Origin of the sequence: Arthrobacter sp. ISL-85 (genome assembly GCF_018613675.1) — a bacterium.
GTDB lineage: Bacteria > Actinomycetota > Actinomycetes > Actinomycetales > Micrococcaceae > Arthrobacter.
This window is the reverse complement of record NZ_JAGGPQ010000011.1, coordinates 180,921-202,238: the sequence shown is the minus strand read 5'-3', so window position 1 is coordinate 202,238 and position 21,318 is coordinate 180,921. Positions and strand designations below refer to the sequence as shown.

23 protein-coding genes, 1 other RNA gene and 1 pseudogene are annotated in these 21,318 nt (G+C 64.1%); 10 read left to right on the top strand and 15 right to left on the bottom strand.

The window, feature by feature from the left end; all coding sequences use genetic code 11:
• Positions 1 to 32 precede the first annotated feature (32 nt).
• Complete coding sequence (locus J7I84_RS09085) at positions 33 to 503, top strand: pyridoxamine 5'-phosphate oxidase family protein (RefSeq protein WP_214943684.1); 471 nt, start codon at positions 33 to 35, stop codon at positions 501 to 503.
• Positions 504 to 552: 49 nt separating this feature from the next.
• Positions 553 to 1,572 carry a zinc-dependent alcohol dehydrogenase family protein gene (locus J7I84_RS09080; protein ID WP_214943682.1) on the top strand — a complete coding sequence of 340 codons (1,020 nt, stop codon included), beginning with the start codon at positions 553 to 555 and terminating at the stop codon, positions 1,570 to 1,572.
• A gap of 60 nt (positions 1,573 to 1,632) precedes the next feature.
• On the opposite strand, the gene J7I84_RS09075 is transcribed toward J7I84_RS09080, so the two are convergent.
• The 15 genes and pseudogenes from J7I84_RS09075 to J7I84_RS09005 all read right to left on the bottom strand — a co-directional run bounded on the left by J7I84_RS09075 (position 1,633) and on the right by J7I84_RS09005 (position 16,145).
• Positions 1,633 to 2,658, bottom strand: coding sequence for an ATP-dependent 6-phosphofructokinase (locus tag J7I84_RS09075; RefSeq protein ID WP_214943679.1), 1,026 nt, complete (start codon positions 2,656 to 2,658; stop codon positions 1,633 to 1,635).
• Entirely contained in the window at positions 2,655 to 5,840 is a 3,186-nt protein-coding gene (locus tag J7I84_RS09070; RefSeq protein ID WP_214943677.1) for an HAD-IA family hydrolase, read from the bottom strand. Before J7I84_RS09070 ends, J7I84_RS09075 begins: the two co-directional genes overlap by 4 nt.
• A gap of 57 nt (positions 5,841 to 5,897) precedes the next feature.
• Positions 5,898 to 6,360: pseudogene (locus J7I84_RS09065) on the bottom strand (pyridoxamine 5'-phosphate oxidase family protein).
• A gap of 137 nt (positions 6,361 to 6,497) precedes the next feature.
• Positions 6,498 to 6,866, bottom strand: a transfer-messenger RNA (tmRNA) gene (gene ssrA / locus J7I84_RS09060).
• 73 nt (positions 6,867 to 6,939) lie between these two features.
• The gene (gene smpB / locus J7I84_RS09055; protein WP_214943674.1) at positions 6,940 to 7,413 is read right to left on the bottom strand and encodes an SsrA-binding protein SmpB; all 474 of its coding nucleotides are present in this window, start codon (positions 7,411 to 7,413) and stop codon (positions 6,940 to 6,942) included.
• 84 nt (positions 7,414 to 7,497) lie between these two features.
• Positions 7,498 to 8,928: a M23 family metallopeptidase gene (locus J7I84_RS09050; protein WP_214943671.1), complete on the bottom strand. Its 1,431-nt coding sequence runs from the start codon at positions 8,926 to 8,928 to the stop codon at positions 7,498 to 7,500.
• 27 nt (positions 8,929 to 8,955) lie between these two features.
• Complete coding sequence (gene ftsX / locus J7I84_RS09045; protein ID WP_214943668.1) at positions 8,956 to 9,870, bottom strand: permease-like cell division protein FtsX; 915 nt, start codon at positions 9,868 to 9,870, stop codon at positions 8,956 to 8,958.
• A complete protein-coding gene (gene ftsE / locus J7I84_RS09040; RefSeq protein ID WP_214943665.1) occupies positions 9,867 to 10,655 on the bottom strand; it encodes a cell division ATP-binding protein FtsE in 789 nt (262 codons plus the stop codon). The genes ftsX and ftsE overlap by 4 nt, the downstream gene beginning before the upstream one ends.
• Positions 10,656 to 10,842: 187 nt before the next feature.
• The gene (gene prfB, locus J7I84_RS09035) at positions 10,843 to 11,958 is read right to left on the bottom strand and encodes a peptide chain release factor 2 (protein ID WP_214943662.1); all 1,116 of its coding nucleotides are present in this window, start codon (positions 11,956 to 11,958) and stop codon (positions 10,843 to 10,845) included.
• 58 nt (positions 11,959 to 12,016) lie between these two features.
• Positions 12,017 to 12,463, bottom strand: coding sequence for a pilus assembly protein TadG-related protein (locus tag J7I84_RS09030; RefSeq protein ID WP_251046333.1), 447 nt, complete (start codon positions 12,461 to 12,463; stop codon positions 12,017 to 12,019).
• On the bottom strand, positions 12,460 to 12,846 hold the full coding sequence (locus tag J7I84_RS09025; RefSeq protein ID WP_214943659.1) for a hypothetical protein: 387 nt from the start codon (positions 12,844 to 12,846) through the stop codon (positions 12,460 to 12,462). Before J7I84_RS09025 ends, J7I84_RS09030 begins: the two co-directional genes overlap by 4 nt.
• 259 nt (positions 12,847 to 13,105) lie before the next feature.
• On the bottom strand, positions 13,106 to 13,522 hold the full coding sequence (locus tag J7I84_RS09020) for a TadE family protein (RefSeq protein WP_214943657.1): 417 nt from the start codon (positions 13,520 to 13,522) through the stop codon (positions 13,106 to 13,108).
• Positions 13,523 to 13,639: 117 nt separating this feature from the next.
• Positions 13,640 to 15,082, bottom strand: a complete 1,443-nt coding sequence (locus J7I84_RS09015) for a recombinase family protein (protein ID WP_214943654.1) — start codon at positions 15,080 to 15,082, stop codon at positions 13,640 to 13,642.
• Positions 15,083 to 15,121: 39 nt separating this feature from the next.
• The gene (locus J7I84_RS09010) at positions 15,122 to 15,541 is read right to left on the bottom strand and encodes an ImmA/IrrE family metallo-endopeptidase (RefSeq protein ID WP_214943651.1); all 420 of its coding nucleotides are present in this window, start codon (positions 15,539 to 15,541) and stop codon (positions 15,122 to 15,124) included.
• Positions 15,516 to 16,145 carry a hypothetical protein gene (locus J7I84_RS09005; RefSeq protein ID WP_214943648.1) on the bottom strand — a complete coding sequence of 210 codons (630 nt, stop codon included), beginning with the start codon at positions 16,143 to 16,145 and terminating at the stop codon, positions 15,516 to 15,518. Before J7I84_RS09005 ends, J7I84_RS09010 begins: the two co-directional genes overlap by 26 nt.
• 227 nt (positions 16,146 to 16,372) lie before the next feature.
• Here J7I84_RS09005 and J7I84_RS09000 point away from each other — a divergent pair, with 227 nt between their 5' ends.
• From J7I84_RS09000 to J7I84_RS08965, 8 genes are all read left to right on the top strand, one after another.
• Positions 16,373 to 16,654: a helix-turn-helix transcriptional regulator gene (locus J7I84_RS09000; RefSeq protein ID WP_214943645.1), complete on the top strand. Its 282-nt coding sequence runs from the start codon at positions 16,373 to 16,375 to the stop codon at positions 16,652 to 16,654.
• Positions 16,655 to 16,803: 149 nt separating this feature from the next.
• Positions 16,804 to 17,028, top strand: a complete 225-nt coding sequence (locus J7I84_RS08995) for a hypothetical protein (RefSeq protein WP_214943641.1) — start codon at positions 16,804 to 16,806, stop codon at positions 17,026 to 17,028.
• The gene (locus J7I84_RS08990) at positions 17,025 to 17,789 is read left to right on the top strand and encodes a hypothetical protein (protein WP_214943639.1); all 765 of its coding nucleotides are present in this window, start codon (positions 17,025 to 17,027) and stop codon (positions 17,787 to 17,789) included. The genes J7I84_RS08995 and J7I84_RS08990 overlap by 4 nt, the downstream gene beginning before the upstream one ends.
• Positions 17,786 to 18,019 (top strand): hypothetical protein, encoded by a 234-nt coding sequence (locus tag J7I84_RS08985; protein WP_214943636.1) that lies wholly within the window; start codon positions 17,786 to 17,788, stop codon positions 18,017 to 18,019. The genes J7I84_RS08990 and J7I84_RS08985 overlap by 4 nt, the downstream gene beginning before the upstream one ends.
• A 189-nt stretch (positions 18,020 to 18,208) precedes the next feature.
• On the top strand, positions 18,209 to 18,568 hold the full coding sequence (locus J7I84_RS08980) for a hypothetical protein (protein ID WP_214943633.1): 360 nt from the start codon (positions 18,209 to 18,211) through the stop codon (positions 18,566 to 18,568).
• Positions 18,565 to 19,959 carry a ParB/RepB/Spo0J family partition protein gene (locus J7I84_RS08975; RefSeq protein WP_214943630.1) on the top strand — a complete coding sequence of 465 codons (1,395 nt, stop codon included), beginning with the start codon at positions 18,565 to 18,567 and terminating at the stop codon, positions 19,957 to 19,959. The genes J7I84_RS08980 and J7I84_RS08975 overlap by 4 nt, the downstream gene beginning before the upstream one ends.
• A complete protein-coding gene (locus J7I84_RS08970) occupies positions 19,952 to 20,341 on the top strand; it encodes a hypothetical protein (protein WP_214943627.1) in 390 nt (129 codons plus the stop codon). The genes J7I84_RS08975 and J7I84_RS08970 overlap by 8 nt, the downstream gene beginning before the upstream one ends.
• Before the next feature lie 132 nt (positions 20,342 to 20,473).
• Positions 20,474 to 21,310: a hypothetical protein gene (locus tag J7I84_RS08965; RefSeq protein ID WP_214943624.1), complete on the top strand. Its 837-nt coding sequence runs from the start codon at positions 20,474 to 20,476 to the stop codon at positions 21,308 to 21,310.
• Positions 21,311 to 21,318: the final 8 nt, after the last annotated feature.

Genomic DNA, 21,318 nt, shown 5'->3' with positions numbered 1-21,318 from the left:
CGGACGCTGGAGAGTTGCCTACGCTGTGGCCTATGACTGACAACACGAACATACCTCTGCCGGAAATCCTCGATGCCGAAGAGTGCTGGACGCTCCTCGGCCAAACCGGGGTGGGACGGCTGGCCGTCATCGCCGAGGGGCATCCCGACGTCTTTCCCGTCAACTACAAGGTGGACGGCCAAACGCTGGTTTTCCGCACCGGCGCCGGCACCAAGCAGCAGGCAATCCAATCGGACGCCACCGTGGCGCTGGAAGCAGATGCCGTCAGCTCGCAATTCGGGCTTGCGTGGAGCGTCGTGGTCAAGGGCAAGGCGGCCCGGACAGTGCCGACAGGGCCTGACCTGGATGACATCCGGCGTGCCCTGTTTCCCTGGCAGGGCGTGGGGCAGGAACACTTCATCCGTATCACGCCGGAGTCTGTAACGGGGAGGCGCTTCACCGTGAGCGCTCCACTTTTGTGGCAGTCCCCGCTGGACGACGCAACCCGCGCGGGCTTCGAGTAGGCAACCCCGGGCAGGGGCAGGTTCCAGCAGGCTCTGGGCAGGAGATGCGGTGCGCGCTTGGTGGGTGAACCAGCCAGGTCCCCTGTCCACGCACCCGCTGGTCCAGGGGCGCCGGGCCGCTCCCAGGCCGGGGGCCCGCGAACTCCTGGTCGATGTAACGGTCTGCGGCGTGTGCCGCACGGACCTCCACCTGGCTGAAGGAGACCTGCCACCGCGGCACCCGCAGGTGGTACCCGGGCACGAGGCCGTCGGCGTCGTGCCCGGGACCGGTGCGGGCTGCTCCCGCTTCAGGGCCGGTGACAGGGTTGGGGTGGCGTGGCTGGGCGGCGCCTGCGGCAGTTGCGACTACTGCCGCCGCGGGGACGAGAACCTGTGCGTGTCCCCTGTGTTCACGGGTTGGGACAGGGATGGAGGCTATGCCGAGCAGGTGACCGTCGCGGAGGATTTTGCTTATCCAGTGCCGTCCGTCTTCACTGACGAACAGGCCGCGCCGCTGCTGTGTTCGGGGATCATCGGGTACCGGGCCCTGAAGCGGTCCGCCGTGCCCGTTGGTGGGCGCCTGGGCATCTACGGCTTTGGCAGTTCTGCGCACATCACGGCCCAGCTTGCGCATAAGCAGGGCGCGTCCGTGTATGTCATGACCCGTTCTGCCGGCGCGCGGGCGCTCGCCTTGGAACTGGGAGCAGAGTACGCGGGAGACGCTTACGAGGATCCGCCGGTGCCGCTGGACTCCGCCATCCTTTTTGCACCGGTGGGCAACCTGGTCCCCGTGGCACTGCGGGCCCTGGACCGCGGCGGGACACTGGCGATCGCCGGGATCCACCTGAGCCGCATCCCTGCCCTGGATTACGGCAGGGAGCTCTTCTTCGAACGCCAGGTGCGAAGCGTGACAGCCAATACCCGGGTTGACGGGCGTGAGTTCCTGGCCCTGGCAGCCAGGCTTTCCCTGGCCCTCACCACCACCGCCTACCCGTTCGAGGCTGCGGACAACGCCTTGGAAGACGTGGCAGCGGACAGGATTACGGGATCCGCAGTCCTGCGGATCCGGCCGGAACAGTCCGTCCTGTAAGTCCCGTCCCGCAGTCACCGTCCTGCAGTCAGTTGCGTGGCCAGTTGCCGGAGCGCACCGTCAGCCGAACAGGACGGCGGCCTCCTGGTAGCGCGCCTCCGGCACCACCTTCAGTTCCCCCAGCGCCTCCTCCAGGCCAACGTTCACGATGTCAGTGCCACGGAGGGACACCATGGTGCCCCACCTGCCTGCCGCCGCCGACTCGACGGCGGCCATGCCCAGCCTGGTAGCAAGGACGCGGTCGAAGGCTGTGGGTTCGCCACCGCGCTGGATGTGGCCCAGGACTGTGGCGCGGGTTTCGATGCCGGTCCTTATCTGCAGTTCTCCTTCAAGCATCAGCCCGATGCCTCCCAGGCGCGGCCGTCCAAAAGTATCCAGGCCCCGGGGAGCGTAGGGGGCCGGGTGGCCCTCGGGCGCGAAGGCTTCGGCCACGACCACAAGGGGCGCCCTCCCACGGTCACGGGCAGAGACCACCCATGAGCAGATTTGGTCCAGGGAGACGGGATGCTCAGGCACCAGGATGGCGTGCGCGCCGGCGGCCATCCCTGCATGCAGTGCTATCCAGCCCGCGTTGCGGCCCATGACTTCGGCGACCATGCAGCGGTGGTGCGATTCACCCGTGGTCCGCAGGCGGTCGATAGCCTCGGTGGCCGTCTGGACAGCGGAATCAAAGCCGAAGGTGTAGTCGGTGGCACCGAGGTCATTGTCGATGGTCTTGGGCACCCCCACCACGTTGATGCCCTGTCCGGACAGTTCGCGGGCTGCTGCCAAGGTCCCCTCTCCCCCGATGGCAATCAGGCCTTCGAGGCCGTTGCGCCGAAAGCCGGCACGTACGCCGTCGATCCCCTTGCCCAGCAGCGGATTGGTCCTGGAGGTGCCCAGGATGGTTCCGCCCAGCCGCGAGATGCCGCGGACACTCGTCCGGGGCAACGGAACCACGTCCTGTTCCAGGACACCGCGCCACCCGTCCCGGAAGCCGAGGAATTCATACCCGTGCGCAACGTCACCGCCCAGCACGGCCCCCCGGATGACCGCGTTTACCCCCGGGCAGTCACCCCCGCTGGTGAGGATTCCCAGCCGCCTCACGAGGCAGCCACCCCCGAAGCCCGGGCAGGCAGCGGGAATTGCCGGGTCCGGCCGGGCGGCAGGACCACGTCATTGCCGGACACGCGCACCGTGATGGGACCGGCATCACCGGGTGCGGAAGCGATGCTCATGTGCCCGTCCTTGAGCTTAACCCGGAGGCGGTGGCCCCGGTACAGAACCTCGAAGGCGACTGCACGCAGCCCCGTGGGCAGGTTGGGGGCGAACAGGATCGTATCCCCGCTGAACCGCAGTCCCGCAAAGCTGCGCTGCACCACATCGATGGTTCCGCCCATGGCGCCCAAATGGATACCCGTGCGTGTGGTGCCGTGCTGGGTATCGTCGAGGTCGGCGTCGAGCGCTTCCCTGAAGCTGTCCCACGCCCGGTCCGCATCCAGCCCTGCCAGGACCGATGCGTGCGCCACCCGGCTCAGCGTGGACCCGTGGGCTGTCCTGGCGAGGTAGTACTCGATGGTCTGGTTGAGCTGGTCCTGGGTAAACCCGTAATGCAGCCGCTGAAGGATGGTGACCAGTCCTTCATGCCCCAGCAGGTACGGGAGCATAAGGACGTCCGCCTGCTTTGCGAGTTTGTAGCAGTTGGTTCCGTCGTCCTCCGCTTCGAGGATCAGGTCCAGCCGTTCGATGTCGCCGTACCTGTCCCGGTAAAGCTCCCAGTCGAGTTCCTTCAAGTCTCCGTAGCCTTCGAACTGGCTGATGATGCCGTCGCTGTGGAAGGGGACGTACATTGCGGTCCCCATGTGCGTCCACCCGGCGGTTTCCTCCTCGGTGACGCCAAAGCGTTCCATGAGTCCGGCGCGCTCGCTGCCGTGCAGGAGGGACATGATGCCTGCTGCCTGCGAGCAGACCCATGCCGCCATGACGTTGGTGTAGGCGTTGTCGTCCAGCCCCGGTTCGTCGCGGCCGGGATACCCGGTGTGGTACTCATCCGGTCCCACCACGCCGCGCAGGTGGTACCTGCCGCCCTGCTGGTCGTAGTCCGCAAGGGAGTGGAAGAACCGGGCAACCTCGATCACCAGCTCAGCACCCTTCTGAAGGAGCCAAATCTTGTTTCCGGTGGCCTGGAAGTACTGCCACGCGTTGAAGGCGACGGCCAGGCCGGAGTGGATCTGCAAATGCGAGTGGTCCTTCACCCACCTGCCGGATCTGTCGTTGTACAGCCATTTTGGCGTTTCTTCGGTTCCGTCACTGCCGCTCTGCCACGGGAACTTCGCGCCCGCCAGTCCTTGCGCCGCTGCGGCGTGCCGGGCCGCGGGCAGCCGCCGCCACCTGTATTCGATCACTGAGCGGGCAATATCGGGAGTCCTTGAAGTGAGTACCGGGAGGACGAACAGTTCATCCCAAAAGACATGGCCGCGGTAGCCCTCGCCGTGCAGTCCGCGGGCAGTGACGCCGGCATCCAGCTCGGCCGTATGGTGCGTCAACGTCTGCAGGAGATGGAAGATGTGCAGGTTGAGGACCAGGCGCACCGGAACCGGGGCGTCAATCTCCACCAGGAACGGACGGAGCTCGCGGCGCCATGCCTCCTCGTGGGCCGCCAGCAGCGCATCGAAGTCTTCGCCGGCACGCTCAAGCACCGCTCGGGCGCCCGTTTCCGGGGAGGAGATGGCGCGGTCGCGTGACGTCACCACTGCCACCGTCTTGGTGATCCGCACCGCCGTGCCGGCCTCAAGGGAAAGGTGCAGGGTCCGGAAATGGAAGGCCCCTTTCCTGCCGTCCTCTATTTCTGCTGCGGCAGGAGATTCCTGTGTCCGGTATGCTGCGGCGATGCGGATGAGGCTTTGGGTGGTTTCCACTTCGACGACGGAGACCGCCTCCGGGCGCAGGCCCTCGCCTTGGCGCTGCGGGGCTGTCCTGTCAGCGAGGTGGACATCAGAGCCCTGGGCACGTTCGGGCAGGTTCGCATTGCGGACGCCGGCATTGATACCGCTTCGGACCTCCACTGCGCCGGCCCAGCCCAGTGCGGTGACAACCGTCTGAAGGACCAGCAGGTGGGGCTCGGCCATGGACGCAAAGCGGGTCTGCAGCACTTCCAGGCGCCGCCGGTCCGCACCCTCCAAAAGCAACCTGCGCTCCAGCACCGCCCGTTTGAGGTCCAGGACCCGCCGCTCACGCACTACGGCCAATCCGCCTGCGGACCACCACGGCTGGTCGGCCAGGCGCAGGTCAAGGGGAAGGCAGTCGGGCGCGTTGACCATGTGTTCTTCCAAGAGCATTTCGTCGCCGGACTTTGCCCTGACCCGGTTGTAGACGCCGGCGAGGTACATGCCTGCGTAGCTGAACGGTCCACCCTCGGGCGCCGCTCCTCGGACGCCCAGGTAGCCGTTGCCAAGGGTGGTCAGGGCTTCCCGGTGTCCCTCGTGCCCGGCGTCGAAGCCTTCAAATACCAGGTGCCAGGCATTGCCGATGACCTGGCCCAGATCCAGCTCCCCCACGTCGTTGAGGACTGTCCCGGCGCCCGCGGCTTCGAGGTGCCTGCGGTTGCCGGAGCGGTCGATTCCGACGACGAGGCCAAAGCCGCCCCGTCGGCCAGCCTCCACGCCTGCGGCCGAATCCTCAATTACCACGGCATGCGACGGAGCTACTCCCAACCTCGCGGCGGCCGCCAGGAAGACATCAGGTGCCGGCTTTCCCTGCAGCCCAAGGCCTGCCGCCGTCGCGCCGTCCATAACCACGGTGAAGAGACCCTGAACGCCGGCTGCTTCCAGGACCGCTGCAGCGTTCCGGCTTGACGTGACGACAGCCGTTGGCACTCCCGCCTCTGCGAGGCTCTGCAGCAACTGCAGTGTGCCGGGGTAGCTCTGGACACCGTCCTGCCGGAGATGTTCCAGGAACAGTGTGTTCTTCCACCGGCCCAGGCCGAATCCGGTCCAGGTTCCGGCTTCATCCGTCTCCTGCCCCTTCTCGAGATGCACGCCCCTGGCCGCGAGGAAACGCACCACCCCTTCCTCGCGCGGCATGCCGTCGATGTACGTGAGGTAGTCTTCCCTGCTGACCGGGGCGCGGTTGGTGCCCGGCGGAATTCTCGGGTCCTGCAGGATCCGGTCGAACGCGTCCTTCCACGCAGCCTGGTGGACCAGCGCCGTGTTGGTGACCACCCCGTCCAGGTCGAAGATGACGGCGTCGAACGGTGGCTTGGCAGCGGCGGCGGTGGGGGACGCGATCATAGGTCAGTGCTACCAGCATGTGGGGGCTCAGCAAAGAGCCGTTGGGCCCGCGGCCGACTAGGCAGTGTCCTCGCCTGCTGGGTGCCCCACATGGTTCCACCAGGTCAACGGCGACGTTATGGTGAAGCGCCTTCCGCTGACCGAGGAGGGGACGATCCGGACGAAGTGGTCCTTTTCACCGGACTGCCAGGGAAACAGGGTGAGCGCGGCCCCCGTCAGGAGCTCCTCTGAGGGCTCCAGGATGAGGGCCTTGCCTTTCACCAGGACGCTCCACGCTTTGGCGTCGTCGTGGCCGTCGGCTTCCAGCGCCACGGCGAGCGGGCCCCCTGCCGCGCGAAGTTTTGTTCCTTCGCCGGTGCGGAATACAACTGACTGCTGATCCACTTTGTAATTGACGGGGAAGACTTCCGGATACATTCACGAGCACAGCGAGGTGGCCGACGGACACGCCGCGAAGGAGGTCCCAGCACGCTGCGGCGTCCAGGACTTCCGTGGGTGTCTGCGGCGGGTCGTTGTGCATGCCACTGAAAGTAGCGGGGTGCCGGGCAGCCTTGGTAGGGCATTTGGACCCGGCCTTGCGGGTAAAGAAAAACACCCCGGTCCGAAGACCGGGGTGTTAATCTGCGGGCCGGACATCCTTGGATGTCCGGCCCACCAGGGTGGAGATGGGGGGAATTGAACCCCCGTCCGATGTCGTGTTGTCAGGGCTTCTCCGGGCGCAGTTTGCGTCGGATTTTCTCGGCCCCAGCCATGCTGCAAACAGCTGGCTGATCCGGGCCCAGTCACCTAAAAGTCCCGTTTGCTCCGGTGACGGGAGCAAACAGCAGTGGCTATCTAAATGACGCCAGGTTCCGGGGCAATAGCAACCTCGGGCTGACGGACTGTCTTACTGGTTAAGCAGCAAGAGCGAAGTCAGTGCGCTTAGAATTGGCACTTATTGGTTTGCAGACAGCGTTTACGAGATAATTCTGCATCCTCGGCCCGCTTCACCTGTCGCGACTAACATCGTCGAAACCGATCATCCCCGTATTTTGTTATCAAACCGGCTGGCAAGCCCGCCGGACTACCAATACTAACGCATGCCCCGGCGAAATAATTCCTACCGCCGCCGGTTGCGCTCACGCATCTCGCGCTGGGCTTCACGGTTGTCCTGCTGCTCCCGCAGCGTCTGCCGCTTGTCGTACTCGCGTTTACCGCGGGCAACGGCAATTTCCACCTTGGCGCGGCCGTCCACAAAGTAGAGCTGGAGGGGCACAACGGTGTAGCCGGCCTCCTGGACCTTGCGGGAAATCTTGATGAGCTCCTCGCGGTGAAGCAGCAGCTTCCGGCGTCGGCGCGCAGCATGGTTGGTCCAGCTGCCCTGGTTGTACTCAGGGATGTGGATGGCTTCCATCCACAGCTCGTCGTTATAGAACGTGCAGAATCCGTCCACCATGGAGGCGTGGCCCTCGCGCAGGGACTTCACTTCGGTGCCCATCAGTGCGATGCCCGCCTCGTAAGTGTCCAGCACGAGATAGTCGTGCCGGGCCTTGCGGTTGGTGGCCACCACCTTACGGCCACTTTCTTTAGGCACGGGGAAACTCCTCAGGTTCAGGTCAGGTGTCTCCGTGCCTGCGGGCCCGGAGCTATACAAGTCTACGCCAGCGGCGCTTCGCCCCTACAGCAGTCCCATAGGGTCCACGGCCCTGCCGTTGAGCCAGGTCTCGAAGTGGGCGTGGCAGCCTGTGGAGTTGCCGGTGCTGCCGGAGTAGGCGATCAACTGGCCCTGCGAGACCCTTTGCCCGTTGGAGACGACGATGCTGGAGTTGTGGTAGTAGATGGTGGTCAGGGTGTTGCCCTGCATCATGCCATGATCGATCTTGACACGCCAGCCGCCGCCGTCGGCGGAGTTCCAGCCGGAGCTGAAGACCTCGCCGGCAGCCGCAGCGTACACGGGGGTACCGCAGGCGGCACCAAAGTCGATGCCGGTGTGCATGTAGCCGCCGGTACCGTAGAAATCGATCGTTCCCGGCGGAGTGCTGCGGTAACCAAAGCCGGAGGTGATGGGGATGCTTCCGTCGAAGGGATGGCGGAGGCCAAAAGCCGACGGCGAACCGGCCGCGGGGGGTACGTACGGCTGAGCGGGCGGGGCGGGGCGGTTCGCTGCCGCGGCGGCGGCAGCAGCTGCAGCAGCCGCCGCCTCAGCCTGCCGGCGCTGCTCCGCTTCCCACGCCTCGCGCGCCTTGCGGTCGCGTTCAGCAATTTCATTGGCGACCTGGTTCTGGTTGGCCTGGACGCCGGCGAGTTGCGCCTGGATGCCAGGCTTGGCGGCCTGGAGCTCAGCGTCGAGACGGGTGGTGTCCGCAATCAGCTGGTCAACCTGGGCCTTCTTGGCGGCGGCTTCGTCGCGGGCCGCCTTCTCACGCTCCAGTGCAGCATCGGCCTTGGCCTTGAGGTCCTTGATCTCCCCTTCCACAGCCTGAAGGCGTGCTTCGGAGTTGACGTTGGTGGCATTTTGCTGGCTGAGCTTGTCCATGGCCGCGTTTTGGCTGCGCATCGCCTGGTCCGCGAGGTCCATGGTGTCCGTCAGGCTGCTGCCGCTGTTGGAACCGAAGAAGAGCGACAGGTTTGAGGGAACGCCGCCGGATTTATAAGCCTGGGTTGCGATCTGCCCGATCAGTTTCTTGGTGTCCGCAATCTTCTGTTTGTCCGTTTCCAGCTGCTGGGTGATCTTGGCTTTGTTTTGCTGGGCCATGTCCACGCGGGCAGCCAGGGCTTCCGATTCCTTCACCGCGCTTGCCACGCGGCCTTGCGCGTCAAGGAGGGCCTGCTGCGCACCCGGCAGTTGGCCCTGGTAGATCACCAGGTCACCGGCGGCCTTGGCGATCTTGGAGTCTACAAATTCAAGGGAGGCTTGTACGCGGGCAGCTTCAGCCTCGAGCGCAGCCTTGCGGTCTTCGAGGTCGTCGGCGAAGGCCACGGGAGTTGCCACCGCCATCCCGGCGGAAAGAATGATGGTGAGCACGCCGCTGACAATCCCCAAACGGCGGGCAGCGGAGCGCACTCGGCCGCGCCGGGGGCGGGGCAAGGTTTGATCAGTTACGTTCATGGGCAGTCCTTGGTCGGTGTGCACAGCCTAAACGCGCAAATATCTACGTAAGGTCAAGAGGGACGAAATTCCTGCCAAGGATCCGCCAAGGACCAGCAGCGCCGGAGCAAGGATCAAGGTCTGACCGGACGAAATAAAGGCAGTATCCGGGTACTGGCGGGACATGTAGTCGCCCAGGAAGAACTGCGCCACAGCCCAGAGGGTGCCCGAGGCCAGGGCTGCGCCGATGACCGCCGCTATGACGCCTTCGAGGATGAACGGCAGCTGGATGACGGTTTTGGATGCACCGACAAGACGCATGATTCCGGTCTCCCGGCGCCTGCTGAACGCGGAGAGCCTGATGGTGGTGGCGATCAGCAGGATCGCGCAGACGATCATGACACCTGCGATGCCCACCGCCACCAGGGAGGCTCCGTTCATCACCGAGAAGAGGCGTTCGAGCAGCTGGCGCTGGTCAATCACGGTTTCCACTCCCGGCTGGGAGGAGAACGTCTCGCTGATGATCTGGTATTTTTCCGGGTCCTTCATGTTGATCCGGAACGATGCCGGCAGTTGGTCCGGCGTCACGGAGTCGACAATCGGCGAGTTGGAGAACTGGTCCTTGAAGTGCTTGTAGGCCTCATCCTTGGACTCGAACTGGAAGTCGTTGATGTACTGCGCCACGGCCGGGGATTCCAGGAGCGCGTTCAGGCCCTGCTGCTGCTCGGGAGTGACCGGCCCCGACGCGCAACCCGGCGCCGTCGAACCTTCACCGCACAGGAAGATGGCTACCTGGACCTTGTCGTACCAGTAGCCCTTCATCTGGTTGATCTGCATCTGCAGCATCCCGGCCGCGCCCACGAAGGTGAGGGACACGAACGTCACCAGGATGACCGAGACAACCATGGACAGATTGCGGCGCAGGCCGCTGCCGATTTCAGAAAGGATGAATGCGAGTCTCACCGCTGGGCCTCACCTTCGGCGCCCTTGCCCGGCAGGCCGCCGTCGGGCGCTTCCCTGCCGCTGGCGTCCTTCAGGCGCCGGGACTGGCCGACGACGGGGATCATCGAGGTGTACAGGGCCCTGGCTTCGTCGCGGATCACCACGCCGTTCTTGAGCTCCACCACCCGCTTGCGCATCTCGTTGACGATGTCGTCATCGTGGGTGGCCATCACCACGGTGGTTCCGTTCTGGTTGATCTTGTCCAGCACGCCCATGATTCCCATGGAGGTGGTGGGGTCCAGGTTCCCTGTCGGTTCGTCTGCGAGGAGGATCCCGGGCCGGTTGACCACGGCGCGCGCGATGGCAACACGCTGCTGCTCGCCGCCGGACAGCTCGTGCGGCATACGGTGTTCCTTGCCTTCGAGGCCTACCGTTTTGAGGACCTCGGGGACGGTGTCGCGGATCACGCTGCGGCTCTTGCCGATGACCTGCATGGCGAACGCGACGTTGGCGAACACGTTCTTCTGCGGCAGGAGGCGGAAGTCCTGGAAGACGACGCCGATGCCGCGGCGGAGGCGCGGGACCCGCCAGCTGGAAATTTTGGCAACGTTCTGGCCGGCAACATACACGGCACCGGAGGTGGCGCGGTCTTCCTTCAGCACCAGCCGGAGGAAAGTGGACTTGCCGGAACCGGAGGCGCCCACGAGGAAGGCGAATTCGCCGCGGTCGATCTCAAGGGTGACAGAATCCAGCGCCGGTCGGGCTTTCTGGTCGTACACCTTGGTGACATTTTCGAATCGGATCATGGCCCTAAGTACCCTGCAGGGCATGGCTGATCCGTCTGATGCAGCCCAGTTCTGCAGCCGGTGCACGGGTTTTTCGTTTGGGGAAAGTAGGGCCCCGGCTCCTCGACTATACGCAGGAACGCCGGTGGTTGGGCGGGCTTTCGGTGGCGTGTCGCCGGATCACCCGACGGGCCGCCGGGACGCCTGCCTACTTTTCAGCGTTGCGGTTGTCCGTACGCCAGCGGATGCCCGCGTCGATAAAATCGTCGATCTCGCCGTCGAACACCGCAGATGTGTTGCCCACTTCGTGTTCGGTGCGCAGGTCCTTCACCATCTGGTACGGGTTCAGGACATAGGAGCGCATCTGGTCACCCCAGGAGGCCTTGACGTCGCCGGCCAGCGCCTTCTTTTCCGCGTCCTCCTGTTCCTTCTTCAGCAGCAGGAGCCGCGACTGCAGCACGCGCATGGCAGCCGCGCGGTTCTGCAGCTGGGATTTCTCATTCTGCATCGAAACCACAGTGCCCGTTGGGATATGGGTGAGGCGGACCGCGGAATCGGTTGTATTAACCGACTGGCCGCCCGGGCCCGACGAACGGAATACGTCCACCCTGATTTCGTTGTCCGGGATGTCGATGGAGTCGGTCTGCTCGATCAGCGGGATGACTTCAACGGCAGCGAACGACGTCTGCCGGCGGCCCTGGTTGTCGAACGGGCTGATCCTGACAAGGCGGTGGGTGCCGGCTTCCACACTGAGCGTGCCGAACGCATACGGTGCCTTGACCTCGAACGTGGCCGATTTCAGTCCTGCCTCTTCCGCATAGGACGTGTCCATGACGGTGGTGGGATAGCCGTGCCGCTCAGCCCAGCGCAGGTACATGCGCATCAGCATTTCGGCGAAGTCCGCCGCGTCCACGCCGCCCGCGCCGGCCCTGATGGAAACCACAGCTTCGCGTTCGTCGTACTCGCCGGACAGCAGGGTGACCACTTCCAGGTCCTTGAGGGCTTTCTTGATGGACTCGAGTTCGGCGGCGGCCTCCCCCATTGAGTCGGCGTCGTCCTCGTCCTGCCCGAGTTCCACCAGGACCTCAAGGTCGTCGATCCGGGCCGCCAGGTTGGTGAGGCGTTCCAGTTCGGACTGGCGGTGGGAGAGCCGGGAGGTGACTTTTTGCGCGGCCGCGGGGTCGTCCCAAAGGTTCGGTTCCCCCGCCCGCTCGCTGAGTTCGGCGATGTCTTCCTTGAGCGCCTCCACGTCGCTGACGCGCTCGATGGACTCGTAGGTGGCGCGCAGCGCGCGGATTTCAGCGGAAAAATCAATATTGGCCATGGTGGTTTAAGCCTACGCTATCGGGTAATACGCGGGCTTGGCCCTCAATGCGATGGGTTTACCGGGTCAACCTCGAGCGCGCGGTGGACGTCGCCTCAATGCGGATCCCGTCGGGAATGAGGAAGTTCACCACAGGCGGGTGGACGGCGGCTGTGAGGACCACGACGGCGGTGGAACCGTCCGGCGTACCCGTTGCCCCGGCGACGGCAAGGCTGGAAAAACGTTGCGAGGCGGGGCTTCTGGCAACGAAGTCGGCTGCCACGTTTCGGACGCGGGCAGGGTTGAGGACCGCCGAGGGGCTCCCGCCCTGTGCTGAGACTTCGCCAAGGGTGTAGCTGTCGGCCGCAGCAAGCGACGCCCCGTCCGCCAGGGACAGCAGGCGCTTGTGCTCCAAGTAGACAGCGGATATTCCGATGACCACGGTTGCCACCAAGAGCGCCAGGGTCACGTAGCCGAGGATCATGACCATCAACTGGCCGTTCTCGTCCGTTTCCCTGTGGTTCAACGGTACCGACCTACCAATTGGGTGGAGGACGCTTCAACCTCTGTGGCGGAGAGCCCTTCAGCAAACTGTATGAACGGCAGGGGCACGCTCAGGTGGACGGTCACCGTTACCGTACTGCCCGCGGCCTGGCAATCAGCGGGACTGCAGGTAGTGCTCATGCTGGCCCGGTCTGCCTGGTGCCCGAAGTCGGAGAGGGCAAGCGCCACCGCCTGCTCCGCGGCAGCGTCGGCGGTGGAAGCATCAGGTTGGGCCACGTAAACCTTCGCTGCCTGGTCCGCGGCACCCACCACGGCGAAGGAGCCGCCTTGGATTTGGCCGACGGTGATGACGAAGTACACCAGCGGCACCATCAGCAGGAGTGCAAGGAACGTAAACTCAACCACCGCGCTTCCCTGTTCCTGGTTCGGGTCCGGCTGCAGCGCCCGGTAACCGCGGTTACCGGAGCTGGAGCCGGCACCCTGCCGAGTACCTCGGGAGGCGCCATTCGGCTCACGGCCCCCGGCCTTCTGCCGGCACAGCGCTTCTGCCAGGCGCGCTCGAAAACGCAATTGTGCCGTGGAGTGTATCACCGGATTGGAGCCGGACGTTGTTGTGAAGCTGGGCATTTCTGTGGAGCTGGGCATTGTCACGAAGCTGGTCGAATCAGGGCTGAACGGCCGCATGCCCTTTCACCTCCAGCATGCCGCGCGGTCCGATAAGGCCGATGACGGGCATCGGGGACCGGACGGTGACTTCCAGGGTCCGCATGCCGTGGACGTTAACTTCCTGCGTACTGACTTGTTCGGCGAAGCCCTGGTTGAGGGCCAGGCTTATGAGGTTGCGGGTCCGTTCTTCGGCGTCGGAGGCGGTGCGGTCAGCGAGCGTTCCGTATCGCGCCCCGGACGCGGCAGCATCGATGAGTGTGTTCCTGACATGAAGGACCAAGGTCAATTGGATTATCGCCAGGAAGAACATCGTCAGCAGCGCACCAACCAGGACGAAATCCACAACAGCCGACCCCCGCTCGGCCGCCCGGGACAGCCCCGGCTGCTCCACCGGCCGGCGAGCGGACCCCGCCATGGTTCAGTTCCCCACCTTGTCCATTGCCTGGTTGAACATTGCCTCCAGTGCAGGGCCTGCGAGCGCCAGCAGGGCTGCGACCAGGACCGCGGACATCAGTGTGACTCGGTCCTGTTCTCACCACAGGGGGCGAACGGTTACCTTCGCACGAGGACGGCCCGGGGCGACCTCCACGTATTCAATGAGTCGGGAGAGGATATCCCGCCGCATGTCCACGGGCAGGAGATGCCAGTCCTCCACCAGCCCGGGCAGGAGGTCGACGGGTGGCTTAGCGACTGCGACCTGGACAGCTGCAAGCGCGTTCTCCGCGTCTTGCTTCTGCTTCGTGAGGTCGTCACGCAGTCGGGTGTAGGTCTCCTGGGGTACTGTGCCGTCGAGCATCTTGAGGGTGAGCTGGTCCAGGCGCCCGTCGAGTTTCTCGATCTGCTTGGAGAGGCTGATGGTTTTGTCTGCGTCGGCGGTGGTCTTCTTGACCATCTTTGCGGCGGCCGCGCCCTCGGCGTTCAGGTCGTCGGCCCACTCGGCGAGCTGCTCGAGGAGGACTCGTTCGACGTAGTCCACCATCACGTAGCCGCCGGTGTGGGTGCGCTTCTCGGATGCTGCTTTGCAACGGTACTTGGGGGTTTGCGCGGCCCCGAAAAGGCCCGCGTTCATCCTTGCCCCGCAGGAGCATCGGATGAGGCCGGACAGGAGGTAGACGGAGCGCTCGCTGCGTCGGTTGACCCTTCGGGTTTCGCGGCGTGCGAGGTACTCGGCCCATTGCTCGGGCGTGATGACTGGTTCGTGGATTCCAGGTAGGCGCTCGCCGTGTCGGGTAATGAAGCCGGCGCCGAAGCCCTGGTCCATGATTCGGCGGATTGTCCGTGCCGACCACAGGCCGTCCTTGGATACGCCGTAGCCGGTTGAGGGGCGTGTTGGCCCGTCGTTGAGGAACTGGACGAGGCTGTAGACGGACTGGCCGGAGAGGTAGCGGGTGTAGAGCTCGGCGAGGATCGGCCCTTGTACCGGGTCGGGCGTGAAGCCTTTCTCTTTGTCGTACTGGTACCCATAGCGCGGCTTTCCGTTCGCTGGCTTGCCTTGCTTCACCCGCCGTTCGTGAGCGTCTTTCCAGGACTCCCCCATGCGTTCTGATTCGAAGGCCGCCAGTTCGGCGAGCATGCCTCGGGCGAACCGTCCGGAGGAGGTGGTGGTATCCATCGGTTCGGTGGCCGACTCCAGCCGGCCACCGACGCCTTCCACGCGGTCCACGGCGATGACCCAGTCTTTGCGGTTCCTGGCCACGCGGCTGAGCTTCCAGACAACCAGGACGTCCGCGGTACCGGCTTCGATCATGGCCACGGCCTGTTCGACTTGGCGCCGCTTCCAGAACTGCCCGGACAGGTCCAGGTCCGTGAGGGTTTCCACGATCTCGTAGCCGCTCTGCTGGCAGTGCCGCTCGATGGCGGCGAGCTGCAGCTCTGGGCTGATCATTCCGTCGCGCTCTTTGGATACCCGGACATAGGCAACGGCGCGGACGGCTTTATCTGGGACAGCGCGCAGCTGCCCTCGGGAAGCACTCATCAAAGATCCCTTAGGGGTAGAACAGAAGAAGGTGTGCTGCTAAGCAGCGGCGGATGCCCGCACCAGCTCTTCAATAGCCTGGCGCTCGCTGTCGCTTAGTGCGTCGATATAGTGCTCAACAACGTCTGGAAGAACACCTAGGCGGTGGGCCATGGCGACGGCGTTGTTATCCACGAGGATAGCGTCAACGAAGTCTTGTTTCGAGATCAGCCGGACGGCTGCCCAGTGGTTGGCTTCGCGCTCGGATCGGGGAGTTGTCCCCTCGTGGCGGTAGGCGGCGTGGCCCAGCTCGTGCATGAGGGTGCAGAGTAGTTGGGTCGGGGCCAGGCCTCGTTTGAGGGTGATGACATGCAGGTCCGCGTCATAGGTGCCCCAAAGGCCATCGGGCACCCAGCCGTACCGAACATGGACGCCGAGGGCTCGGACGTACGCCTCAGGCGTCTTCGGCATCCTGATCATGTGCAATTCCCCCGTGCGCCGGCTTCGCGGCTAAATCGTAGTGCTCAGCCTGGTGAAGCCGATCAATCGCATCATCATCGAGGGGTGTGACATTCTCTGTCGAAGCGTCCTCATGTGTCTTCTGTCCAGGGACAGCGTTACGGCGCTTGCCACGCTCACGGCTGGTCCGCATGGCATCGGCGTAGTCGTGCACGATCCGGTTTCGTTCTTCCAAGTTCCGGATTCCATCATGTTCTTGTTGGAGAGCATCGTTGTCCCTGTTCATATCAACGAGGACCCTCAGCATGTCGATGGCAGCCTTGCGGGCTTTGGCCGGCAAGTTGTCAACGCCAGGCGGAAGTTCGTCGGCGAATGGCGGACCGGGGACGGGTTGTCCCGCGGCCGTGAACGCTGCCTCATCTGAAACGCCGGCCAACCAGGCAATGGCTTTGATCGTCTCGTCCGTCGGCGTGGACTTGTAGGTACCCTGCCGGATGGCGTTGACCGTCGTAGTTGCCAGGGTGAATCCCTCGCGCTGGGCGAGGAATGCCAGCTGGCGTCCAGATGTGTCGTGTCGGGTGATGGCGACTTCCACCAGCTCCCGAAGACTCTTGGGCTTATTCACGACGGTGACTCTTCCTTCTGGATCGACACTTGGGGAAGTGGCGACAGAACTTTTATGACAAGTGACAAGTACATCTTGGCAGACAACACGCGGATTACTTCGCCTATCGTCTTGACAAGTACGTTGCATATGAACCATGCTCTACTTGTCAAACCGATTACGAGGAAGGCATACTGATCATGCGACGCACCAGCCGCACACTATCGATCGTTCGTAAGGAGACCTGGATGAAGGTCAAGGACCCCGCCGCACTGCGGAGAAAGCGGCTCAACCGCAAGTTCTCCCAGCGCGACCTGGCGTTCCTCGTACGGCGCTCGCAGAACACGATCCACCTGCTGGAGACCGGTGGGATGAAGACCCTCAGCGAGGATCTCGCCCTACTCATCGCAGCGCGTCTGGACGTCGAATGGGAGGAGTACTTCGAGTTGGAAGAGCATGAAGTCATGCCCATCGTTACCGACAAACGACGCTCCACTGGTAACTGCGAACCGCGAAAGCTGACTGCATGAGCGGAAGCCGAAGGAAGCAAGCCAAAGCAAAAGGCGGCCCAGTGCCATTCCGCCAAGAAAGTTCACTGGACCGCCCCTAGAAAATCCAAGAGCCAGGCCCACCGCTGGAGGGGGTAGCCCGGCTCTCGAATCAGAAAAGAGCATATCAAATGCCTGTTCGTGGTCTCCGAACACTGCCCCCTGAAGCACAACCACATATCGCCGCTGCCGGCCGAGTACTCGCCCAGGCAACAGCACTGCTCAACTCAATGACTCCTGAGGAGATCGCCGAGGCGGCGTACACGCCCGGCGGTCCGTCCAAGGAGCAACTGGTCCTGCTCGCCAAGGCCCGCCAACTGCGGGCCTCACACCCTTCGCTGGAGGTGGCGTCTTGAGCACGCGATACGACACCGGCGGCCGCGACATCGACGGCGACGTCTACGACGCCTCCTTTGAGTGCGACGACTGTGGCCTGTCGCTCTCCTGGCCGGTCACGGAAGGACTGCCCGCAGCCCAGGACCCTGTCGCCGCGCCCATGCTCGCGCTGATCGCGGAACATGAGGACGGCGGATGCACCGCCAGCCAGCTGCAGGACGAAAGACTCCGCCAGTACCCCAAGGATCTCTACTTCAACGCGGAGGACCTCAACGTCGGACCGAATGCCCTGGAGGGCAGCGAGATAGATGTCATCCGTTCCCGCCGCCTCGGGGACTACCGCCGCGCCTGTACTCTGCTGGAGGATCTACAGTACGCAGCGAAGCCCCTGAAGGCGTTCGACCGGAACGGCAACATTGGTATGGCCGCCGCGAACCTCATGGATACCGCGCTCGCAGCGCACAAAGCGCTGCGGAATCTCGTGCAGGACATAGCCCAGGCGGAGCAGCGCTTCCGCGAGCAGTCCGCCGTCAGGGAGTCGCCCACTCCCCCACCTGCCCCGGCAGTCATCGAGCCTTCGCCCGAGGCTTCGGTGGCGGCCGGTCCCCCGCCGGCGGCCGTCAAACCAACCCCCCAGGTTTCGACGGCCGCCGGGCCCAAGCCCGGCCCTCACCTTGCCCAAGTGACCGTGTTCAACCCCGCAGTCTCCGTCAGGGAGCAGCTGTCGGCGTTCGACCGTGTCCTGGACGCCAGGCAGCATCGCCTGGCAAGCGGGCAGTGAAGGCGCGGATAAAGCGCTTCGCCATTGTTCACCCTGTAGGGCACCGTCCGTTCAAGGACCGTGCCGAGCTCCAGTATCGGGACAACAGGGAACTGGCCGAGCAGCTTGCCACGTACTGCCGCACGAAGTGGCCTATGCCCCAGCGGATCCAGATCGATGTCCATGCCGGACACGTCCTGGTCAACGGCGAGCACCGGGCTAACTTCTCCATCCACGAGCATCGGGCGTGAGGGCTCCATCAGTGCGGGTCGGCCGGAATCGCCGCCGCACTTTCCTCTACACGCCTGCTTTCGTTCTCGGCGCGCTGCTCTTTCTGGCGGCCGTCGCATCGTTCCCCGTTATCAATTCCGGCTATATCGCCGGTGTCACCTTGCTCATCGCTGGTGCCGCCGGTTTCATCCTCGAGACAGGACAAAGCAATGACCGAACAGCCCGTCGAGACTGAACAGCAGTTCCTCGGCAACGAAAGCCCCGCCGTCGTAATCCAGCTCGGAACCGTCCCGGTTTCCTCAGCGATCCCGAAGGCGATCCGACAGCACTACGTGCCGAACGCCCACCTCCGCCGCACTTCGTGGACCAGCGTGGACGACGTCGAGCTGGCGGCACTGGCCCGTAAGAGCGCACACGCCAACAAGATCGCCGCGATCGCTAAGGCCGAGGCAGTCAGGGCCGAAGACGCCCTGAAGCTGGCCCTCGAAGTGGAAGAAAAGGCAGTGCTGGAAGCCCACACCGCCGAGCAGGCCATGCTGGCGCTGGTCAGAAAGGACGCCAGAAAGTGAACGCGACCTTCCAGGAACTCCACATCGACCAGCTGGTCATCCACGCCAAGAACGTCCGCAAGGACGTCGGGATCGTCACCGACCTGGCCAACAGCATCACCGAGCAGGGCATCCTCCAGCCTCTGGTAGTCGCCCCTGCGCTCAGTGATAAGCCCTTCGGGTACCAGACGCCGGAGCTTGACGGCCAGCGATACACCATCATCGCCGGTCATCGACGGCACGCCGCCGCAAAGCTCGCCAACGTCGATTCCCTACCCTGCGTCATCCGGGAGGACCTGGACACGGAGCCCAAGCAGCTCGTGGCCATGCTCGTGGAGAACACGCAGCGCGCGGACCTTACCCCGGTAGAAGAGGCAACGGCATACCAGACCATCATCGACTTCGGGGACGGCTTCAACGTCAAGACCGTTGCCAAAGCCACCGGGCGCTCTCAGAGCCACGTACGGAAGCGGTTGCTGCTGAGCAAGCTCAACGACGACGCGAAGGGCAAGTTGGAGGCACAGACCCTCAACGTAGACCAGGCACTGGTCCTGGTTGACTTCGCCGCAGATCAGGACGCTACCGAGCGTCTGCTCGCTGCGGCGGCCAGCAGCCCCCGCGAGTTCGCTTTCCGTGTCGAGGCCGAGACCCGCAAGCGTGACCTGCCCGGCAAACTCGCGGCACTGGAGGCAGAGCTGAAGGAAGCTGGCGCCAAGTACGTCCCCGATTCGGAGCTGTACAGCGGCAAGTACACGAAGATCTACGAGAACGAAGACAGCGAACTGACGACTGCTCAGCACGTCGCTGCGGGCGACCTTGCGTCCATCGATCGCAACTGGGGCAGGCTCTCCTGGTACTTGAAGCCGAACAAAGCTGCCAAGGCCAAGGTCGAGCTGACCGACGAGGAAAAGGAAGCGAAGCGACGAGACGCTGAGCTGACCGCGGCCTTGGACATCGCACACGCCGTCCACGCCGAGCACTTCAAGCAGGTCATCGCCTCACCGCCCGAAGGCGCGGCAGACGAAGCCCTCTACCGCATCCTCTTGGACCACCTGCATCGCCGCATCGAACTCTTCGCGGAGATCACCGGCCGACATCCAGACACCGAAAGCGACCATCAAGGCATCAAAGCCGCGCTCGCCGCAATGACCGTCGAGCAGATGGCACTCCTGCTGCACCTCGCCAGCAAGTCCCAGGAAGACGAACTCCTGAAGCTCAGGGCATGGGACGCCGGCGACTTCACCTACAAGTGGCACACCAAGGGCTGGATAGAAGACCTCGGCAGCGTATGGCACTACGAGCTGTCAGCCGTCGAGCAGGAAGTACTGGACCACTTCCAGCAGGCCCATGACGCCCGCCTTGCCGAGAGCGCAGCCGAAGACCAGGAAGACAAGGACAACGACGATGAGTAACCACGGGCTGACCACCAACGAAGCGAACGAGCCTGTCTGCCTTTGCGGGCTGCGGCCGGACATCCTGGACGAAATCGCCCCGGTCGGTCGTCTGTGGAGGGCTAGGAAGATCATCTTGGAGCACGCAGATGCCCTGAATGATCCCGAGGCGCCGTCGCCGTCCGACCCGTTCCTTGTCGATGACGCGAAGTTCCCCAGAGCTGGCGTCCGCCGCACCGAGGCAGGCAAGTGGCTGCTCACCCTCTGGGATGGCATGGGCATCCAGCACCACATTCCCGAGCCGGAGTTCACGTACCGCACGGACGCCTTTGATTACGGGTGGATGACCATCGGCGCCTGCCGCCAGGCCGGAACCAACTTGAACGGCTGGGAAGCCGCATGAGCGATCAGAAGAATCCGGCACCGGGCCGCCAGCTTGTCACTGTCCTGCCACAGGTCGTCAAGTGTGACAGCTGCAAGAAGCCGCTCGACCCGCACAACGGCAACTGCCGCTGCTAGAAGGAAGGAAAGATCGATGACCGACACAATGTCGAAGCAAAGGCCTTCCGACTCCCGCGCCTGGCAGAAGAAGTGGCGCGTCGAACGAGCCCGCGGTATCAAGCGCATGGTGAGCGCAGACCGAGCACAGACCCACGTGCAGGAGCTCGTTGCCACCAAGGATCTGAGCATCCGCGGGATCGCGGAAGCAGCCGGCATCAGCGCCTTCATCATCAGCGACCTGAATCGCGGACTGAAAAAGCTGCTGTACCGCGAGACGGAAGCCGCCATCCTCGCGGTCACCATCGAGAGCGTGCTTGCAAGGTCGAACCCCGACGGATTCGTTCCGAACATCGGCGGCCGGCGCCGGATCCAAGCGCTGATGGCCATGGGCTGGAGACATCAGGACCTGACACCACTGCTTGGCATCAATACCGCCAACATCGTGCACCAAGAGGGCCAGTGGTTCACCAAGCAGAAGCACGACGCCATCAAAGAGTTGTACGACCGGATCTGGAACCAGCGCGGCCCCGCCTCCAAGATCAGTATCAGCCGGATTGCCAAGGCCGGGTATGCCCCACCCCTTGCCTGGGATGACGAAACCATAGATGACCCCAACGCCACACCCGATCTCGGTGCATCCGTAGCAGAGGGTCGGGGCAGGCCGACAGAAGGCACAATCCGGCGGTCAGATGCCCTGACAGAGGACGTGGAGTTCCTCATTGGAGAAGGGTGTAGCTGGGAAGCCATCACTGAACGACTGGGTGTAAACCCCGTAACGCTGGACAGGATGCTGCACCGGGCCGATCGCGCTGACCTGATCAACCGAGCCAAGACGATGGCCGAACGCCTCGCATACTCCAGGGCCTCCTGACCCTGTGA

Bases quoted from the DNA above. Each gene is read 5' to 3' on its own strand.
- J7I84_RS08965 (WP_214943624.1), top strand. From the start codon at position 20,474: ATGACCGACACAATGTCGAAGCAAAGGCCTTCCGACTCCCGCGCCTGG.
- ftsE (WP_214943665.1), bottom strand. From the start codon at position 10,655: ATGATCCGATTCGAAAATGTCACCAAGGTGTACGACCAGAAAGCCCGA.
- J7I84_RS08995 (WP_214943641.1), top strand. From the start codon at position 16,804: ATGCCTGTTCGTGGTCTCCGAACACTGCCCCCTGAAGCACAACCACAT.
- J7I84_RS08980 (WP_214943633.1), top strand. From the start codon at position 18,209: ATGACCGAACAGCCCGTCGAGACTGAACAGCAGTTCCTCGGCAACGAA.
- prfB (WP_214943662.1), bottom strand. From the start codon at position 11,958: ATGGCCAATATTGATTTTTCCGCTGAAATCCGCGCGCTGCGCGCCACC.
- J7I84_RS09070 (WP_214943677.1), bottom strand. From the start codon at position 5,840: ATGATCGCGTCCCCCACCGCCGCCGCTGCCAAGCCACCGTTCGACGCC.
- J7I84_RS09050 (WP_214943671.1), bottom strand. From the start codon at position 8,928: ATGAACGTAACTGATCAAACCTTGCCCCGCCCCCGGCGCGGCCGAGTG.
- J7I84_RS09020 (WP_214943657.1), bottom strand. From the start codon at position 13,522: ATGGCGGGGTCCGCTCGCCGGCCGGTGGAGCAGCCGGGGCTGTCCCGG.
- J7I84_RS09010 (WP_214943651.1), bottom strand. From the start codon at position 15,541: ATGATCAGGATGCCGAAGACGCCTGAGGCGTACGTCCGAGCCCTCGGC.
- J7I84_RS08970 (WP_214943627.1), top strand. From the start codon at position 19,952: ATGAGTAACCACGGGCTGACCACCAACGAAGCGAACGAGCCTGTCTGC.
- J7I84_RS09015 (WP_214943654.1), bottom strand. From the start codon at position 15,082: ATGAGTGCTTCCCGAGGGCAGCTGCGCGCTGTCCCAGATAAAGCCGTC.
- J7I84_RS09000 (WP_214943645.1), top strand. From the start codon at position 16,373: ATGAAGGTCAAGGACCCCGCCGCACTGCGGAGAAAGCGGCTCAACCGC.
- J7I84_RS09085 (WP_214943684.1), top strand. From the start codon at position 33: ATGACTGACAACACGAACATACCTCTGCCGGAAATCCTCGATGCCGAA.